Source organism: Dermacoccus nishinomiyaensis (assembly GCF_900447535.1).
GTDB classification, from domain to species: Bacteria; Actinomycetota; Actinomycetes; order Actinomycetales; family Dermatophilaceae; genus Dermacoccus; species Dermacoccus nishinomiyaensis.
In genome coordinates this window covers 1,144,122-1,161,084 of record NZ_UFXX01000001.1, presented here as the reverse complement: position 1 = coordinate 1,161,084, position 16,963 = coordinate 1,144,122, and the positions used below count along the sequence as shown (strand labels likewise).

At 65.9% G+C, this 16,963-nt stretch carries 30 protein-coding genes; all 30 read left to right on the top strand.

Annotated features, from left to right (window positions below):
• Positions 1-131 precede the first annotated feature (131 nt).
• The 30 genes from DYE07_RS05540 (at position 132) to rpsD (ending at position 16,922) form a co-directional block, all read left to right on the top strand.
• Positions 132-1,400 carry an aspartate aminotransferase type Ic gene (locus DYE07_RS05540; protein WP_062258617.1) on the top strand — a complete coding sequence of 423 codons (1,269 nt, stop codon included), beginning with the start codon at positions 132-134 and terminating at the stop codon, positions 1,398-1,400.
• 337 nt (positions 1,401-1,737) lie between these two features.
• A complete protein-coding gene (rpsJ, locus tag DYE07_RS05535) occupies positions 1,738-2,046 on the top strand; it encodes a 30S ribosomal protein S10 (RefSeq protein WP_006946210.1) in 309 nt (102 codons plus the stop codon).
• 15 nt (positions 2,047-2,061) lie between these two features.
• Complete coding sequence (rplC, locus tag DYE07_RS05530) at positions 2,062-2,718, top strand: 50S ribosomal protein L3 (RefSeq protein WP_038567101.1); 657 nt, start codon at positions 2,062-2,064, stop codon at positions 2,716-2,718.
• A gap of 2 nt (positions 2,719-2,720) precedes the next feature.
• Positions 2,721-3,365, top strand: coding sequence for a 50S ribosomal protein L4 (rplD, locus tag DYE07_RS05525; RefSeq protein ID WP_006946139.1), 645 nt, complete (start codon positions 2,721-2,723; stop codon positions 3,363-3,365).
• Positions 3,362-3,661 (top strand): 50S ribosomal protein L23, encoded by a 300-nt coding sequence (rplW, locus tag DYE07_RS05520; protein ID WP_006946188.1) that lies wholly within the window; start codon positions 3,362-3,364, stop codon positions 3,659-3,661. Before rplD ends, rplW begins: the two co-directional genes overlap by 4 nt.
• A 51-nt stretch (positions 3,662-3,712) precedes the next feature.
• Positions 3,713-4,549 carry a 50S ribosomal protein L2 gene (rplB, locus tag DYE07_RS05515; RefSeq protein ID WP_006946059.1) on the top strand — a complete coding sequence of 279 codons (837 nt, stop codon included), beginning with the start codon at positions 3,713-3,715 and terminating at the stop codon, positions 4,547-4,549.
• A gap of 15 nt (positions 4,550-4,564) precedes the next feature.
• Positions 4,565-4,846 (top strand): 30S ribosomal protein S19, encoded by a 282-nt coding sequence (gene rpsS, locus DYE07_RS05510; protein ID WP_115296517.1) that lies wholly within the window; start codon positions 4,565-4,567, stop codon positions 4,844-4,846.
• 46 nt (positions 4,847-4,892) lie between these two features.
• Complete coding sequence (gene rplV / locus DYE07_RS05505; protein WP_006946292.1) at positions 4,893-5,261, top strand: 50S ribosomal protein L22; 369 nt, start codon at positions 4,893-4,895, stop codon at positions 5,259-5,261.
• Entirely contained in the window at positions 5,261-6,088 is an 828-nt protein-coding gene (gene rpsC / locus DYE07_RS05500) for a 30S ribosomal protein S3 (protein WP_006946142.1), read from the top strand. The genes rplV and rpsC overlap by 1 nt, the downstream gene beginning before the upstream one ends.
• On the top strand, positions 6,088-6,507 hold the full coding sequence (rplP, locus tag DYE07_RS05495; protein WP_006946267.1) for a 50S ribosomal protein L16: 420 nt from the start codon (positions 6,088-6,090) through the stop codon (positions 6,505-6,507). Before rpsC ends, rplP begins: the two co-directional genes overlap by 1 nt.
• Positions 6,507-6,743, top strand: a complete 237-nt coding sequence (gene rpmC, locus DYE07_RS05490; RefSeq protein ID WP_006946167.1) for a 50S ribosomal protein L29 — start codon at positions 6,507-6,509, stop codon at positions 6,741-6,743. Before rplP ends, rpmC begins: the two co-directional genes overlap by 1 nt.
• A gap of 2 nt (positions 6,744-6,745) precedes the next feature.
• Positions 6,746-7,036, top strand: coding sequence for a 30S ribosomal protein S17 (gene rpsQ / locus DYE07_RS05485; protein WP_038567110.1), 291 nt, complete (start codon positions 6,746-6,748; stop codon positions 7,034-7,036).
• Between the two features lie 188 nt (positions 7,037-7,224).
• Positions 7,225-7,593, top strand: a complete 369-nt coding sequence (gene rplN, locus DYE07_RS05480; protein ID WP_006946197.1) for a 50S ribosomal protein L14 — start codon at positions 7,225-7,227, stop codon at positions 7,591-7,593.
• 3 nt (positions 7,594-7,596) lie between these two features.
• The gene (rplX, locus tag DYE07_RS05475; protein WP_006946282.1) at positions 7,597-7,959 is read left to right on the top strand and encodes a 50S ribosomal protein L24; all 363 of its coding nucleotides are present in this window, start codon (positions 7,597-7,599) and stop codon (positions 7,957-7,959) included.
• Entirely contained in the window at positions 7,959-8,522 is a 564-nt protein-coding gene (gene rplE / locus DYE07_RS05470) for a 50S ribosomal protein L5 (protein WP_006946222.1), read from the top strand. Before rplX ends, rplE begins: the two co-directional genes overlap by 1 nt.
• 2 nt (positions 8,523-8,524) lie before the next feature.
• Positions 8,525-8,710 (top strand): type Z 30S ribosomal protein S14, encoded by a 186-nt coding sequence (locus tag DYE07_RS05465; RefSeq protein WP_006946078.1) that lies wholly within the window; start codon positions 8,525-8,527, stop codon positions 8,708-8,710.
• A gap of 91 nt (positions 8,711-8,801) precedes the next feature.
• On the top strand, positions 8,802-9,200 hold the full coding sequence (gene rpsH / locus DYE07_RS05460; RefSeq protein WP_006946236.1) for a 30S ribosomal protein S8: 399 nt from the start codon (positions 8,802-8,804) through the stop codon (positions 9,198-9,200).
• A gap of 23 nt (positions 9,201-9,223) precedes the next feature.
• Positions 9,224-9,763, top strand: a complete 540-nt coding sequence (gene rplF / locus DYE07_RS05455; RefSeq protein WP_006946061.1) for a 50S ribosomal protein L6 — start codon at positions 9,224-9,226, stop codon at positions 9,761-9,763.
• Positions 9,764-9,766: 3 nt separating this feature from the next.
• Positions 9,767-10,141, top strand: coding sequence for a 50S ribosomal protein L18 (gene rplR / locus DYE07_RS05450; RefSeq protein WP_006946162.1), 375 nt, complete (start codon positions 9,767-9,769; stop codon positions 10,139-10,141).
• A gap of 37 nt (positions 10,142-10,178) precedes the next feature.
• Entirely contained in the window at positions 10,179-10,826 is a 648-nt protein-coding gene (gene rpsE / locus DYE07_RS05445; RefSeq protein ID WP_062258619.1) for a 30S ribosomal protein S5, read from the top strand.
• Positions 10,826-11,008, top strand: a complete 183-nt coding sequence (gene rpmD / locus DYE07_RS05440) for a 50S ribosomal protein L30 (RefSeq protein ID WP_038567114.1) — start codon at positions 10,826-10,828, stop codon at positions 11,006-11,008. Before rpsE ends, rpmD begins: the two co-directional genes overlap by 1 nt.
• 2 nt (positions 11,009-11,010) lie before the next feature.
• A complete protein-coding gene (gene rplO, locus DYE07_RS05435) occupies positions 11,011-11,475 on the top strand; it encodes a 50S ribosomal protein L15 (protein WP_006946289.1) in 465 nt (154 codons plus the stop codon).
• Positions 11,476-11,672: 197 nt separating this feature from the next.
• Positions 11,673-12,986 (top strand): preprotein translocase subunit SecY, encoded by a 1,314-nt coding sequence (gene secY / locus DYE07_RS05430; RefSeq protein WP_115296516.1) that lies wholly within the window; start codon positions 11,673-11,675, stop codon positions 12,984-12,986.
• Positions 12,986-13,564 (top strand): adenylate kinase, encoded by a 579-nt coding sequence (locus DYE07_RS05425; RefSeq protein ID WP_115296515.1) that lies wholly within the window; start codon positions 12,986-12,988, stop codon positions 13,562-13,564. Before secY ends, DYE07_RS05425 begins: the two co-directional genes overlap by 1 nt.
• Complete coding sequence (locus tag DYE07_RS05420) at positions 13,564-14,514, top strand: type I methionyl aminopeptidase (protein ID WP_115296514.1); 951 nt, start codon at positions 13,564-13,566, stop codon at positions 14,512-14,514. Before DYE07_RS05425 ends, DYE07_RS05420 begins: the two co-directional genes overlap by 1 nt.
• Before the next feature lie 217 nt (positions 14,515-14,731).
• Positions 14,732-14,953 (top strand): translation initiation factor IF-1, encoded by a 222-nt coding sequence (infA, locus tag DYE07_RS05415; RefSeq protein WP_006946284.1) that lies wholly within the window; start codon positions 14,732-14,734, stop codon positions 14,951-14,953.
• An 88-nt stretch (positions 14,954-15,041) separates the two neighbouring features.
• Entirely contained in the window at positions 15,042-15,155 is a 114-nt protein-coding gene (gene rpmJ, locus DYE07_RS05410) for a 50S ribosomal protein L36 (protein ID WP_006592630.1), read from the top strand.
• 266 nt (positions 15,156-15,421) lie between these two features.
• Positions 15,422-15,796: a 30S ribosomal protein S13 gene (rpsM, locus tag DYE07_RS05405; RefSeq protein ID WP_006946278.1), complete on the top strand. Its 375-nt coding sequence runs from the start codon at positions 15,422-15,424 to the stop codon at positions 15,794-15,796.
• 65 nt (positions 15,797-15,861) lie between these two features.
• A complete protein-coding gene (gene rpsK / locus DYE07_RS05400) occupies positions 15,862-16,269 on the top strand; it encodes a 30S ribosomal protein S11 (protein WP_006946182.1) in 408 nt (135 codons plus the stop codon).
• 44 nt (positions 16,270-16,313) lie between these two features.
• Positions 16,314-16,922 carry a 30S ribosomal protein S4 gene (rpsD, locus tag DYE07_RS05395; protein WP_006946058.1) on the top strand — a complete coding sequence of 203 codons (609 nt, stop codon included), beginning with the start codon at positions 16,314-16,316 and terminating at the stop codon, positions 16,920-16,922.
• Positions 16,923-16,963: the final 41 nt, after the last annotated feature.

Here is a 16,963-nt window from a genome sequence, read left to right as displayed (position 1 = left end):
TCCGTGGCCCTCATGAGCGGGCCGTTCGACGAAGCCCGCGATGTGGACCACCAGAGCGCGCCGGCCCCGTGGGGGACGCGCCCGCCGTGAAAGGATGATGACAAGACCGACCGCAGCACCTAGGAGACATCGTGTCACTCGCCGACCTCACCCGCGCCGAGCGTGATGAGCTGTTGAAGCGCGTCCAGGCCGACTACGAACAGTTACGTGCGCGCGGGCTGAGTCTCGATCTCACGCGCGGCAAGCCGTCGTCAGCGCAGCTCGACCTGTCGAACGCGCTACTGTCGTTGCCCGAGGGGACGAAGGACGAGTCAGGGGTCGACGTCCGCAACTACGGGGGGTTGCCCGGTCTCGTGGAGATCCGAAGCATCTTCGCCGACCTGCTCGGGGTCGACGTCGATCAGATCGTTGCGGGCAACAACTCGAGCCTGACGATGATGCACGACGTTCTCGTCTATCACCTGCTGCGAGGCGGCCTCGGCTCGCCGCGCCCGTGGTCACAGGAGGGAAGCGTCAAGTTCCTCGCACCCGTGCCCGGGTACGACCGCCACTTCGGGCTGCTCGAGAGCCTCGGCATCGAGATGATCAACGTGCCGATGCGTGAGGACGGGCCCGACGCGGACGAGTGCGCCCACCTCGTCGCGCACGACCCGAGCATCAAGGGCATGTGGATCGTGCCGACATACGCCAACCCCACCGGCGCGATCTGCTCGCAGGAGGTCGCGGCGAAGCTGGCGGCGATGCCGGCCGCCGCGCCTGATTTCCGCATTTTTTGGGACAACGCGTACGCCGTGCACCATCTCAGCATGAACGAGGCGAAGTCGGCCGACATCGTGAGCCTGGCCCAGGCGTCGGGCCATCCCGATCGCCCGATCATGTTCGCCTCCACGTCGAAGATCACCTTCGCCGGTGCCGGCGTCGCGTTCCTGGCCGGCTCGCGCGAGACGGTCGGCTGGTACTTGGCGAACCTCGGGCACGGCTCCATCGGCCCGGACAAGGTGAACCAGTTGGCCCACGCGCAGTTCTTCGGCGACGCAGAGGGGGTGCGCGAGCACATGCGCAAGCACGCCGCCATCATGGCGCCCAAGTTCGCTGCCGTCGACGCAGCCCTCAGCGAGCGGCTGGGTGAGTACGGGGTCGCACGCTGGAACAAGCCGGAGGGCGGCTACTTCGTCAACCTCGACGTCGTGCCCGGCACCGCGAGCCGCGTCGTCGAACTCGCCAAGGAGGCGGGCATCGCCCTGACACCGGCAGGCGCCTCGTTCCCGTACGGCAAGGACCCGTTGGACGAGAACATCCGGCTCGCGCCCAGCCTGCCGCCCCTGGCCGAGGTCGAGGAGGCCATGGCGGGCGTGGCCCTGTGCGTCCTCATCGCGGCGCTCGAGCACGCGCGGGATTGAGACGCCGCGACCGCCGCACTATGCCCTCGCCATCAGCGCCCCCGACGCCCCGATTTGGAGGCGGCGGGGGCGATCTGGCACTATGGACAAGTTGCTTGACGCGTGGTGAAGGTCCGTACCTGCACTGCCGCCTCTGAAACGCACTTGTTCGCACTTCCCTCACGAAGTGCACACGTTCTCATGGAACGGCGTGCGTCCAGGGAAGCGCAAGCACCGGCTGAAAGGCCTCCAGATCTTCCTGCCGGAAGATCGCGCCCGGAGGGCGCGCGACACGCCCGAGCGCGTGGGTGGGGGAGCCGGACACGAACATGATCGGCGAGAAGAGAGACTCACGCGAATGGCGGGACAGAAGATCCGCATCCGACTGAAGTCGTATGACCACGAGGTCATCGACAGCTCGGCGCGCAAGATTGTCGACACGGTGACCCGTGCAGGCGCAACGGTCGTTGGACCGGTGCCGCTGCCGACGGAGAAGAACGTCTTCTGCGTCATCCGGTCGCCGCACAAGTACAAGGACAGCCGCGAGCACTTCGAGATGCGTACGCACAAGCGCCTCATCGACATCGTTGACCCGACGCCGAAGGCGGTGGACTCGCTCATGCGACTCGACCTCCCGGCCGACGTCAACATCGAGATCAAGCTGTAAGCGAGGGTTTGACTCATGACTGCAACCACTGAGCGCCCCGTGAAGGGCCTCCTCGGCGAGAAGCTCGGCATGACCCAGGTCTGGGACGCCGACAACCGCCTCATCCCCGTCACCGTCGTCGCCGTCGGCCCGTGCGTCGTCACGCAGTTGCGCAGCGAAGGCGTCGACGGCTACAACGCGGTTCAGATCGGCTACGGCCAGATCGACCCGCGCAAGGTCACGAAGCCGCTGACCGGCCACTTCGAGAAGGCCGGCGTCACGCCGCGCCGCCACCTGGCCGAACTGCGCACCTCCGACGCCGGCGAGTACTCGCTCGGCCAGGAGCTGACGGCAGAGGCTTTCGAGGCCGGCCAGAAGGTCGACGTCGTCGGCCGCACCAAGGGCAAGGGTTTCGCCGGTGTCATGAAGCGTCACGGCTTCGCCGGTGTCTCGGCCTCGCACGGTGCGCACCGCAACCACCGCAAGCCGGGTTCGATCGGTGGCTGCGCCACCCCGGGTCGAGTCTTCAAGGGCATGCGCATGGCCGGTCGCATGGGTGGCGTTCGCCAGACGACCCAGAACCTCCAGATCCACGCCGTGGACGCTGAGAAGGGCCTGCTGCTCATCAAGGGTGCCGTTCCCGGCCCCGCGGGCGCTGTCGTTCTCGTGCGCACGGCCATCAAGGGAGCCTGAGCATGACTACCGTTGACATCCTGAGCCCCGAGGGCAAGACGTCCGGTTCTGTCGAACTGCCGGCCGACATCTTCGATGTCGCCACCAACGTCCCGCTGATCCACCAGGTCGTGGTGGCGCAGCTGGCCGCAGCTCGTCAGGGCACGCACAAGACCAAGACCCGCGGCGAGGTCCGTGGTGGTGGGCGCAAGCCGTACCGCCAGAAGGGCACCGGTCGCGCCCGTCAGGGTTCGACCCGCGCGCCGCAGTTCGCGGGCGGTGGCACCGTCCACGGCCCGCAGCCGCGCGACTACAGCCAGCGCACGCCCAAGAAGATGAAGGCCGCCGCCCTGCGCGGAGCCCTCTCGGACCGCGCCCGTTTCGAGCGCATCCACGTTCTCGAGTCCGTCGTCGCCGGTGAGGCGCCGTCGACGAAGGCTGCCGCGAAGTTCCTGGGCACGCTCTCGGACCGCAAGAACCTCCTCGTCGTCATCGACCGCATGGACTCGGTCTCCGAGCTCAGCGTTCGCAACCTGCCGAACGTCCACGTGCTCTGGAGCGACCAGCTCAACACGTACGACGTGCTGTGCGCCGACGACATCGCGTTCACGAAGGCTGCGTTCGACGCATTCGTCGCCGGCGGCCAGAAGTCGGAGGACACCAAGTGAGCACCCTGAACAAGGACCCCCGCGACGTCATCATCCAGCCCGTCGTCTCGGAGAAGTCCTACGCACTCCTCGACGAGGGCAAGTACACGTTCATCGTGGACCCGCGTGCGAACAAGACGGAGATCAAGATCGCCATCGAGCAGATCTTCGACGTCAAGGTCGCATCGGTGCACACGCTGAACCGCAAGGGCAAGACGCGCCGTACGCGTTTCGGCATGGGCAAGCGCAAGGACACCAAGCGCGCCATCGTCTCGCTCACGGAAGGCAACATCGACATCTTCGGTCAGGCCTCCTGACCCTCGATGACGATCGCCGAATCAATCCAAGACTGAGGACGACTTAGACCCATGGCTATTCGCAAGTACAAGCCCACGACCCCCGGTCGTCGTGGCTCGAGTGTGGCCGACTTCGTCGAGATCACTCGCTCCACGCCCGAGAAGTCGCTGGTGCGCCCCCTGACCAAGACCGGTGGCCGCAACGCCTCCGGCCGTATCACGACCCGTCACATCGGTGGTGGCCACAAGCGCGCCTACCGTGTGATCGACTTCCGCCGCGCGGACAAGGACGGCATCCCGGCCAAGGTCGCTCACATCGAGTACGACCCCAACCGCACCGCCCGCATCGCGCTGCTGCACTACGCCGACGGCGAGAAGCGCTACATCATCGCGCCGAACAAGCTGAAGCAGGGCGACCGCATCGAGAACGGTCCCGAGGCCGACATCAAGCCCGGCAACAACCTGCCGATGCGTAACATCCCCGTCGGTACCGTCATCCACTGTGTCGAGCTGCGCCCCGGTGGCGGCGCGAAGATCGCCCGTTCCGCGGGTGTTCGCGTACAGCTCGTCGCGAAGGACGGCCCCTACGCCCAGCTGCGCATGCCCTCCGGTGAGATCCGCAACGTCGACGTCCGCTGCCGCGCGACGATCGGTGAGGTGGGCAACGCCGAGCAGAGCAACATCAACTGGGGCAAGGCCGGCCGCATGCGCTGGAAGGGCAAGCGCCCGACCGTCCGTGGTGTCGCGATGAACCCGGTGGACCACCCGCACGGTGGTGGTGAGGGCAAGACCTCCGGTGGTCGTAACCCGGTGAGCCCGTGGGGCCAGAAGGAAGGCCGCACCCGCCGCCCGAACAAGGACAGCGACAAGCTCATCGTGCGTCGCCGTCGTACTGGCAAGAAGCGCTGATAGGAGCCTTTCGAAATGCCTCGTAGCCTCAAGAAGGGCCCCTTCGTCGACGAGCACCTCGCGAAGAAGGTCGATGCCCAGAACGAAGCCGGCACGCAGAGCGTCATCAAGACGTGGTCGCGCCGCTCGATGATCACCCCGGACATGCTCGGCCACACCCTGGCCGTCCACGACGGTCGCAAGCACGTTCCGGTCTTCGTGACCGAGAGCATGGTCGGCCACAAGTTGGGTGAGTTCGCTCCCACTCGTACCTTCAAGGGTCACGACAAGGACGACAAGAAGGGTCGCCGTCGCTGACGCGGCGGGGTAACCCAACATGACGAACGAAAGTAAAGGGACAGCGATGGAAGCCAAGGCGCAGGCGCGGCACGTCCGCGTGACGCCGATGAAGGCCCGCCGCGTCGTGGACATGATCCGTGGCAAGCAGGCCGCTGACGCGATCGCTCTGCTGCAGTTTGCTCCGCAGACTGCCAGCGAGCCCGTTCTCAAGACGCTCAACAGCGCCATTGCGAACGCGCGTTTCACGGCGGACAAGAACTCCGCACCCTTCGACGAGAACGCACTGGTCGTCACGACCGCGTTCGTCGACGAAGGTCCGACCATGAAGCGATTCCGCCCGCGTGCCCAGGGCCGCGCGAGCCGCATCCTCAAGCGCACGAGCCACATCACCATCGTTGTGGGCGAGCGCGACTCGAAGGGAGGTAACCGCTGATGGGTCAGAAGATCAACCCGAACGGTTTCCGCCTCGGCATCACGACCGAGCACAAGAGCCGCTGGTTCGCCGACTCGACGAAGCCGGGCCAGCGCTACAGCGACTACGTCAAGGAAGACGTCGCGATCCGCAAGCTCCTGTCCGAGGGCATGGAGCGCGCCGGTATCGCACGCGTCGACATCGAGCGCACGCGTGACCGTGTTCGCGTCGACATCCACACGGCGCGTCCGGGCATCGTCATCGGCCGCCGCGGCGCCGAGGCCGACCGCCTCCGCTCGCGCCTGGAGAAGCTCACGGGCAAGCAGGTTCAGCTGAACATCCTCGAGGTCAAGAACCCCGAGGCCGACGCTCAGCTCGTCGCGCAGGGCATCGCCGAGCAGCTCTCGGCGCGCGTGTCCTTCCGTCGTGCGATGCGCAAGGGCATCATGTCCGCGCAGCGCGCCGGCGCCAAGGGCATCCGTGTCCAGTGCTCCGGTCGTCTCGGCGGCGCCGAGATGTCGCGCTCGGAGTTCTACCGCGAAGGTCGTGTGCCGCTGCACACGCTGCGCGCCAACATCGACTACGGCTTCTACGAGGCGCGTACGACGTTCGGCCGCATCGGTGTCAAGGTCTGGATCTACAAGGGCGACCTGACGGCCAAGGAGCTCGCTCGTGAGCAGGCCGCCGCCCCGCAGCGTCCGGCCCGTGGCCGCCGCAACGACGGCCCGCGCGGCGACCGTGGTGAGCGCGGGCGCGGTCGTGGCCAGCGCGCCGAGCAGACCGCTGTCACCAGCGAGACGACGACCGAGGTCACCGAGCCCGCCAAGACTGAGGGAGGCGAAGCCTGATGCTCATTCCCCGTCGAGTGAAGCACCGCAAGCAGCACCACCCGAAGCGCAGCGGCACCGCCAAGGGCGGCACGCAGGTCACGTTCGGTGACTACGGCATCCAGGCTCTCGAGCCGGCTTACGTCACGAACCGTCAGATCGAGTCCGCTCGTATCGCGATGACCCGCTACATGAAGCGTGGCGGAAAGGTGTGGATCAACATCTACCCGGACCGTCCGCTGACGAAGAAGCCCGCCGAGACCCGCATGGGTTCCGGTAAGGGTTCGCCGGAGTGGTGGGTCGCCAACGTCAAGCCGGGCCGCGTCATGTTCGAGGTCAACGGTGTGTCCGAAGAGGTTGCGCGCGAGGCCATGCGTCTCGCGATGCACAAGCTGCCGATGAAGTGCCGCTTCGTCGCGCGTGAAGGTGGTGACATCTGATGGCCAAGGGTTCGGAAGACCTGCAGCCGAAGGCACTGCGCGAGATGACGGACGAGGTGCTGACGCAGAAGCTCGCAGAGGCGAAGAAGGAACTCTTCAACCTGCGCTTCCAGTCGGCCACCGGCCAGCTCGAGAGCTCGGCCCGTCTGCGTTCCGTTCGCACGGACATCGCGCGCATCTACACGGAGATGCGTGAGCGCGAGCTCAACATCGGCCGTGATGAGAAGGTTGGCTGACCATGACTGACAAGCAGGAGACCGCTGTGACCGAGCAGGCAGAGCGCAACTACCGCAAGACGCGTCAGGGTTACGTCGTCAGCGACAAGATGGACAAGACCGTCGTCGTCGAGGTCGAGGACCGCGTCAAGCATGCCCTGTACGGCAAGGTCATGCGCCGCAGCAGCAAGGTGAAGGCCCACGACGAGAACAACAGCGCCGGCATCGGCGACCGCGTTCTCATCATGGAGACCCGCCCGCTCTCGGCAACGAAGCGTTGGCGCGTCGTCGAGATCCTCGAGCGCGCCAAGTAAGCCGCGAGGCACGCGCGTAGCCGGGAAGTCCACGCCCGTCATCGGTGGGGCGGCGATCTCGTCGTCGCCCCACCGGCGCGGGGGACTCTCCCGGTTTTCGCGTGCGCCGATCGGTGTGAGACCATTAAACGTTCCGCAAGGCTCGCTCAGATCGGGCGAGAACCAGTGAGACGACAGGAGTAGAAACTGTGATTCAGCAGGAGTCGCGACTTCGTGTCGCCGACAACACCGGTGCCAAGGAGATCCTGTGCATCCGCGTGCTCGGCGGTTCTGGCCGCCGGTACGCCGGCATCGGTGACACCATCGTGGCCACCGTCAAGGACGCCATCCCCGGTGGCAATGTCAAGAAGGGTGACGTCGTCAAGGCCGTCATCGTTCGCACCAAGAAGGAGCGCCGTCGTGCAGACGGCTCCTACATCCGCTTCGACGAGAACGCGGCAGTCATCCTCAAGGGTGACGGCGACCCGCGTGGTACGCGCATCTTCGGCCCCGTCGGCCGTGAACTGCGCGACAAGAAGTTCATGAAGATCATTTCGCTTGCCCCGGAGGTGCTCTGAACCATGGTGGCCAAGATGAAGATCAAGAAGAACGACCTCGTCCAGGTCATCAGCGGCCGTTCCGAGAAGAATGGCGGCGACAAGGGCAAGCAGGGCAAGGTCATCGCCGTGTTCCCGGAGACGCAGCGTGTCCTCGTCGAGGGCATCAACCGCGTCACGAAGCACGTCAAGGCCGGTCAGCCCGGTGCGGGCACCGGCGGCCTCACGGTCGTCGAGGCGCCGATCCACGTCTCGAACGTGGCCCTCGTCGACCCGGAGACGAACAAGCCCACCCGTGTGCGCACCCGCGTCGAGCAGGTCGAGCGCGACGGCAAGACCAAGACCGTGCGTACCCGCGTGTCCGTGCGTTCCGGTAAGGACCTGTGATGTCTGAGACCACGAAGACCACCCCGCGTCTGAAGACGCGCTACCAGGACGAGATCAAGGGCCAGCTGCAGGGCGAGTTCAACTTCGCCAACGCGATGCAGGTTCCGGGTGTCGTCAAGGTCGTCGTCAACATGGGTGTCGGCGACGCCGCGAAGGACAGCAAGCTGATTGAGGGCGCCATCCGCGACCTCGAGGCCATCACCGGCCAGAAGCCGGCTGTCACCAAGGCACGCAAGTCGATCGCCCAGTTCAAGCTGCGTGAGGGCATGCCGATCGGCGCGCACGTCACGCTGCGCGGCGACCGCATGTGGGAGTTCCTCGACCGCCTCGTTTCGGTTGCGCTGCCGCGTATCCGCGACTTCCGCGGCCTGTCGCCGAAGCAGTTCGACGGCAACGGCAACTACACGTTCGGTCTGAACGAGCAGTCGATGTTCCACGAGATCGACCAGGACAAGATCGACCGCGTCCGCGGCATGGACATCACCGTCGTGACGACCGCCGCGAACGACGACGAAGGCCGCGCCCTGCTGCGCGCCCTCGGATTCCCGTTCAAGGAGAAGTGACGATGGCGAAGACCGCACTGATCAACAAGGCGAACGCCAAGCCGAAGTTCAAGGTTCGTGGCTACACGCGCTGCCAGCGCTGCGGCCGCCCGCACTCGGTCTACCGCAAGTTCGGCCTGTGCCGCATCTGCTTGCGCGAGATGGCACACGCCGGCGAACTGCCGGGCGTGACCAAGTCCAGCTGGTAAGAACCCACCACTTTCATTAGTTCGTTCTACACCGTAGGTCGACCCAACACACGCGGGTTGAAACCCCGGTGAGGAAGGGCGGAGAAGCCCAATGACCATGACCGACCCGATCGCGGACATGTTGACGCGAGTCCGGAACGCCAACTCGGCGCACCACGACTCGACGTCCATGCCGTTCTCGAAGCTGAAGTCCCACATCGCTGAGATTCTTGAACGCGAGGGTTACATCGCCGGCTGGACCGTCGAAGAAGCCCGCGTCGGCCAGACGCTCACGATCAACCTGAAGTACGGCCCGAACCGTGAGCGCTCCATCGCCGGAGTGCGCCGCGTCTCGAAGCCCGGCCTTCGCGTCTACGCCAAGTCCACCAACCTCCCCAAGGTTCTCGGTGGCCTCGGCATTGCCATTCTTTCCACGTCCTCCGGTCTGCTCACCGACAAGCAGGCGGCGGCCAAGGGTGTTGGCGGGGAAGTCCTCGCCTACGTCTGGTAATCAGGAATTAGGAGGAGAAACAGATGTCACGTATTGGACGTCTCCCGGTTCCTGTCCCGTCCGGTGTCGAGGTGACCATCGACGGCCAGGACGTCACGGTTAAGGGCCCCAAGGGCAGCCTTGACCTGACGGTTCCCGCGCCGATCACCGTCGCCAAGGGCGAGGACGGATCCGTCGAGGTGACGCGACCCAACGACGAGCGCGACGCGCGCGCCCGTCACGGACTGACGCGGAGCCTGATCAACAACATGGTCGTCGGTGTCACCGACGGCTACACCAAGAAGCTCGAGATCCACGGCACGGGTTACCGCGTGACGGCGAAGGGCAGCGACCTCGAGTTCGCGCTCGGCTACTCGCACCCGATCCTCGTGAAGGCCCCCGAGGGCATCACGTTCGTCGTCGAGAACCCGACCCGCTTCTCGGTCTCCGGTATCGACAAGCAGCTCGTCGGTGAGGTCTCGGCCAACATCCGCAAGCTGCGCAAGCCCGACCCGTACAAGGCGAAGGGTGTCCGCTACGAAGGCGAGCACATCCGCCGCAAGGTCGGAAAGGCTGGTAAGTAAGCCATGGCAAAGATCGTCAAGCGTTCGACGAGCAAGTCCGCAGCTCGCGGCCGTCGTCACCTGCGCCTGCGCAAGAAGGTCACGGGGACCGCGGTTCGCCCGCGCCTGGTCGTCTCGCGTTCCAGCCGTCACGTCTTCGTCCAGGTCGTCGACGACACGGTCGGCAAGACCGTCGCGTCCGCGTCCACCATGGAAGCCGACCTGCGCACGTTCGAGGGTGACAAGTCCGCCAAGGCCCGCAAGGTCGGCGAACTCGTGGCCGAGCGTGCCAAGGCCCAGGGCATCGAGGCAGTCGTGTTCGACCGTGGCGGCAACCGCTACGCCGGCCGCGTCGCCGCGATCGCCGACGGCGCCCGCGAAGGTGGCCTGAGCCTGTGATGACCAACCAGAACAACGCCGAGAAGAGGAATGTCTGATGGCTGGACCCCAGCGTCGAGGCGCCGGTACCGCCCAGACGGGCGGCGAGCGCGACAACAACCAGCGTGACAACCGCCGCGATGGCGGTCGTCGTGACGGCGGCCGCGGCCGCGGCCGCGAGGAAGAGCGCAACCAGTACGTCGAGAACGTCGTCACCATCAACCGTGTCGCCAAGGTCGTCAAGGGTGGTCGTCGCTTCAGCTTCACCGCCCTCGTCGTCGTCGGTGACGGTGACGGCACCGTCGGTGTCGGCTACGGCAAGGCCAAGGAAGTTCCCGCAGCCATCGCCAAGGGTGTCGAGGAGGCGAAGAAGAACTTCTTCCGCGTCCCCCGCATCCAGGGCACGATCCCGCACCCCGTTCAGGGTGAGGCTGCGGCGGGCGTCGTCCTGCTGAAGCCGGCATCGCCCGGTACCGGTGTCATCGCCGGTGGTCCGGTGCGCGCCGTCCTCGAGTGCGCAGGCATCCACGACGTGCTGTCGAAGTCCCTGGGCTCCGACAACTCGATCAACATCGTCCACGCGACGGTCGCGGCCCTCCAGGGTCTCGAGCGTCCGGAGGCCGTGGCCGCTCGCCGTGGCCTGCCGATCGACGACGTCGTCCCCGCTGCGATGCAGCACGCGATGGCCGAGAAGGCAGGTGCGTGATGGCTCAGCTCAAGGTGACCCAGATCCGTTCCGAGATCGGTGGCAAGCCGCAGCACCGTGAGACCCTGCGTTCGCTGGGCCTCAAGCGCATCGGCCACACGGTCGTCAAGGAGGACCGCCCCGAGTTTCGGGGCATGGTCCGCGCGGTCGCGCACCTCGTGACCGTCGAGGAGGTTGACTGAAAATGCCTGACACCAAGGCCAACGGGTCGGCCCTGAAGATCCACAACCTGCGTCCCGCCCCGGGTGCCAAGACCGCGAAGACCCGTGTGGGTCGCGGTGAGGGCTCCAAGGGCAAGACCGCGGGTCGTGGTACCAAGGGTACGAAGGCTCGCTACCAGGTTCCCGCTCGCTTCGAGGGTGGTCAGACGCCGCTGCACATGCGTCTGCCCAAGCTCCGCGGCTTCAAGAACCCGTTCAAGGTCGAGTACCAGGTCGTGAACCTGGACAAGATCTCCACCTTGTTCCCCGAGGGCGGCGACGTCGACGTCGCGGCGCTCGTGGAGAAGGGTGCCGTCCGCAAGGGCCAGCCCGTCAAGGTGCTCGGCACTGGCGACATCACCGTCAAGGTGAACGTCACGGCGCAGAAGTTCTCGGCCACGGCCAAGGACAAGATCGAGGCCGCAGGCGGTTCCGTCACCGCTGAGTGACGCGTCTGAGACAGGACCCCGCCGGGGTGCCACGATGTGGTGCTCCCGGCGGGGTTCTTTCGTCGTCGGGACGCGGGGGAGGGTATCGTCTATTCGTTGACGGTGGTCGCCCGCGTCGGGTGCGACGCCGTCGTCGGGGCCACCCGGCAAGCCCTTTACGTATTCAGCCGTGACGCGTCACGGCTCAGGAGGTTTTTGTGCTGACCAGTTTTGGACGCGCCTTCCGGACGCCCGAACTGCGCAACAAGATCCTGTTCACGCTGGCCATCATGGCGTTGTTCCGGCTCGGTTCGCACATTCCGACGCCGGGGATCAGCTTCGATCTCGTGGCCAAGTGTCAGGCCGCGGCCGGTGGTTCGAACAGCCTCCTCGGGCTCGCGAACCTGTTCTCAGGTGGCGCGCTGCTCCAGCTGTCGATCTTCGCGCTCGGCATCATGCCCTACATCACCGCGTCGATCATCATTCAGTTGTTGACGGTCGTCATCCCGCGTTTCGAGACCCTCAAGAAGGAGGGCCAGAGCGGGCAGGCGAAGATGACGCAGTACACCCGCTATCTCGCGATCGCGCTAGCGCTCCTGCAGAGTTCGACGCTCATCACCGCCGCTCGTAGCCCGTGGACGATTCTCGGTGGTAGCCCGACCACGTGTTCGACGATCATGACGGACGACTCGATCCCGACCGTCCTGCTCATGATTCTGACCCTGACGGCCGGCACCGGCCTCATCATGTGGCTCGGTGAGCAGGTGACGGAACGGGGTATCGGCAACGGTATGTCGCTGCTCATCCTGACCGCCGTTGCCGCCCGCGTGCCCCAGAGTCTGTGGGCGATCCACAACCAGGGCTGGGGGCGTTTCATCGCCGTGGTCATCATGTGCTTGGCTGTGACGACCGCCGTCGTTTTCGTGGAGAACAGTCAGCGACGCATCCCCGTCCAATACGCGAAGCGCATGGTCGGACGTCGCTCCTACGGCGGGACGACGACGTACATCCCGCTGAAGGTCAACATGGCCAACGTCATCCCGATCATCTTCGCGACGTCCTTGCTCTCCCTGCCTGTCATGGTTTCGCAGTTCGCGGCGAACAAGACGAATCCGCCCGGGTGGGCGCAGTGGATCAACACCTACCTGGCGCGCGGCGACCACCCCGTCTACATGGCGATCTACACGGTCCTGATCCTGTTCTTCACGTTCTTCTACGTGTCGATCACCTACCAGCCCGACGAGGTGGCGGACAACCTCAAGCAGGCCGGGAGCTTCATTCCGGGAGTCCGCGCCGGCTCCGCGACGGCCAAGTACCTCAGCTACGTCCTGACGCGCATCACCACCGTCGGCGCGATCTACATCGCGTTCCTCGCGCTGCTACCCCTGATCGCGCTGGCGCTCTTCGACGCGAACCAGAACGTTCCGTTCGGTGGCGCGTCCATCCTCATCCTCGTCGGCGTGGGTCTGGAGACCGTCAAGCAGGTCGACTCCAAGCTGCAACAGCACAACTACGAAGGGTTCTTGCGGTAATGCGACTCATCATTCTCGGACCCCCCGGGGCAGGCAAGGGAACGCAGGCGGAGCGTCTGGCCGAAAGCCGGGGCATCCCGCACATCTCGACCGGCGATATCTTCCGCGCCAACATCAAGAACGAGACCGAGCTCGGCCTCAAGGTCAAGGACATCCTGGCCTCCGGTGGGTACGTCCCGGACGAGATCACGAACGAGATCGTCAAGAACCGCCTCGACGAGAAGGACGCCGCGAACGGCTTCCTGCTCGACGGGTACCCGCGCACCGCGGGCCAGGTCGTCGCGCTCGAGGAGATGCTCGCGGCGAAGGGCCAGGCCCTCGACGCGGCCCTGGAACTCACCGTCGATGGCGAGGAGCTCGTGCAGCGCCTGCTCAAGCGCGCCGAGACGTCGGGCCGTGCGGACGACACCGAAGAGGTCATCCGCGAGCGTCAGGAGCTCTACGTGCGCGAGACGGCGCCGCTGGCCGCCGCCTACACCGAGCGTGGCCTCCTCGTCCAGGTCGACGGCATGGGCTCGATCGACGAGGTCGAGGCGCGGATCGGCGCGGCACTCGACGAGGTCGCGGCGAAGAACTGATGTTCGGACGCACCCGACTGGATCTCAAGTCGAGTGACGACATCCGCGCGATGCGCCGGGCCGGTCTCGTGACCGGCTCGGCGCTTCGCGCGTCGGCACTCGGAACGCGCGCGGGCATGACGACGAAGGACGTCGACGCCATCGCCCACGCCCACATGCTCGAACGCGGTGCGACGCCGTCGTTCCTCGGGTACAACGGCTTTCCCGCGACGCTGTGCATCTCCGTCAACGACGAGGTGGTCCATGGCATCCCGGGGGAGCGCGTGCTGCAAGACGGCGACGTCGTCTCGCTCGACTGCGGAGCGATCGTCGACGGGTGGCACGGCGACTCGGCGTTGACGTTCGTCGTCGGGGCGGCGAGGGACGACGCGAGCTCGGCGCAGCGCGTGGCGGCGCGTCACGCGGGTGATGAGCCGGCGATCAGACGAGAGGGTGTCGTGGCGTGGGCGCAGGGCGACCTGCGCCGCGCTCTCGTGCTCGCGACCGAGGCGTCGATGTGGGCCGGTATCGAGGCGCTTCAGGTGGGCGAGCGCCTCAACGACGTCGGTGAGGGCGTACAAGACCTGCTCGAGGAGTTCAACGCTCCGGAGCGCCTCGCGGGGTTGCCGCCGGAGATGCCCAGCTTCGAGATCGTCGACGGCTACACGGGCCACGGTGTGGGTCGTGAGTTGCACCAAGATCCAACGGTCTACAACGAGTACGTCAACGAGCGGCTCCCCAAGGTGAAGCCTGGTCTCGTCGTCGCCGTCGAGCCGATGGTCACGCTCGGCACGTACGAGACGCATGAGCTCGACGATGGCTGGACCGTCAAGACCGACGACGGCTCCCTCGCCGCGCATTTCGAGCACACCGTGGCGGTGACGGAGAAGGGCCTGTGGGTGCTGACGGCGCAGGACGGCGGACGTTCGCGTCTCGAGCCGCTCGGGTTGTACGGCGGCCTGGACGACTGAGGGCCCACGCGGACGCGACGCCGTCCGGGTCCCCCAACGCTCGAGCCCCTCTCATCGGAACGGAGGCGGGTCGAGGCGATTTGGGGAAGCCGAGCGCGTCTCGTAGACTGAGGGACGGTCTGTCGTGGTATGTGGCGCTCAGCGTCACGCGACCGGGTAGGCCGGCCAACAGATTCCGTCCATCCGGGACGGTTTCGTGCAGCGAAATGCGGAGGCTATGGCCAAGAAGGACGGTGTCATCGAGATCGAGGGCACGATCGTCGAGGCTCTCCCGAACGCGATGTTCCGGGTCGAGCTCACGAACGGTCACAAGGTTCTCGCTCACATCTCGGGCAAGATGCGTCAGCACTACATCCGGATCCTCCCCGAGGACCGGGTCGTCGTCGAGCTCTCGCCCTATGACCTGACCCGCGGCCGTATCGTCTTCCGTTACCGCTGATTCAACCCAGTTCTCGCTCCCCGCGCTGCGTCCGCATGGTCGCAGCGTGTCGGTGTGTCGAGAGCGCGATCGACAAGACAGCAGGCAGATGAAGGTTCAGCCGAGCGTCAAGAAGATCTGTGACAAGTGCAAGGTGATTCGCCGCAACGGCCGAGTCATGGTGATCTGCGAGAACCTGCGCCACAAGCAGCGCCAGGGCTGATCCACCGAGCACCAGCTCACAGCGTCTTCACCAGGACGCAACACATGAAACTGCAGCACCCGGCCCCACTGGGCTCTGACGAGGATCCGACAGGATGAATCGTCGAGATCTCTCAGAGCGATCTGATCCAGAGACACGCCAGTGGACGTCACCCTCGGCGCGGAGGCCGAGGACCCGCGAGTCCCACCGCTCATCACGAGCATCGAGGCTCACGCCATAGCGGGAACGGTGCTGCCCCAGACCTCCGCTCATGATCAGGAGAACACATGGCACGTCTCATCGGTGTCGACCTGCCGCGCGAGAAGCGCGTCGAGGTCGGCCTCACCTACATCTTCGGCGTCGGGCGTACCCGTGCCCAGGAGACGCTGGCCGCGACCGGCGTCAACCCGGACACGCGCGTCCGCGACCTCACCGAGGAAGAACTCGTCAAGCTGCGTGACCACCTCGAGGCAAGCTTCCGCCTCGAAGGTGACCTGCGCCGTGAGATCGCCGCCGACATCCGCCGCAAGGTGGAGATCGGAAGCTACGAGGGTCTGCGCCACCGCCGTGGCCTGCCCGTGCACGGTCAGCGCACCAAGACGAACGCTCGTACCCGCAAGGGCCCGAAGCGCACCGTGGCCGGCAAGAAGAAGGCCAAGTGAGTCGAGCAGCTTCGGCTGATCACGACTACTTCCTCAACTGAGCGTCGAAACAGGAGATTCGAACTATGCCTCCCAAGAGCCGTATGGCCGCGGGCGCCAAGAAGGTGCGCCGCAAGGAGAAGAAGAACGTTGCTGCGGGCCAGGCCCACATCAAGAGCACGTTCAACAACACCATCGTTTCCATCACGGACCCCACCGGTGCCGTGATCTCGTGGGCGTCCGCCGGCCAGGTCGGCTTCAAGGGTTCCCGCAAGTCGACCCCCTACGCAGCGCAGATGGCCGCCGAGGCCGCTGCGCGTCGTGCCATGGACCACGGCATGCGCAAGGTCGACGTCTTCGTCAAGGGCCCGGGTTCCGGTCGTGAGACCGCCATCCGCTCGCTCACCGCGACCGGCCTCGAGGTCGGCGCGATCAGCGATGTCACGCCCACGCCGCACAACGGCGTCCGCCCGCCCAAGCGTCGCCGCGTCTGATCACCCAGACACCGCGAACGAAGACGAACTAGGAGACACCCCACATGGCCCGTTACACCGGCCCGATCACCAAGAAGTCGCGTCGACTCAAGACCGACCTCGTCGGTGGTGACAAGAACTTCGAGATGCGCCCCTTCCCGCCCGGCCAGCACGGCCGCGGTCGAATCCAGGAGAAGGAGTACCTTCACCAGCTGCAGGAGAAGCAGAAGGCCCGCTTCACCTACGGCGTCATGGAGAAGCAGTTCGTCCGGTACTACAAGGAGGCGGCGCGCCGCCCCGGCAAGACCGGTGAGAACCTGCTCATCATCCTCGAGTCCCGCCTCGACAACGTCATCTACCGCGCCGGCCTCGCCCGCACGCGCCGCGCTGCCCGCCAGCTCGTCACGCACGGTCACTTCGAGGTCAACGGCGTGCGCGTCGACGTCCCGTCCTACCGCGTCGAGCAGTACGACATCATCACGGTCCGTGAGAAGTCGCGCGAGGCGTTCCCGATCCAGCTCGCTCGCGAGACGTTCGGCGAGCGTCCCGTTCCGGCGTGGCTGCACGTCGTCCCGGGCACGCTGCAGGTGCTGATCCACCAGCTCCCGACGCGCGAGCAGATCGACAGCCAGCTCACCGAGCAGCTCATCGTCGAGCTCTACTCGAAGAACTGATCCGAGCTTCGCATCGGAAGGTGGCGCTTCGCGCCGCGTGA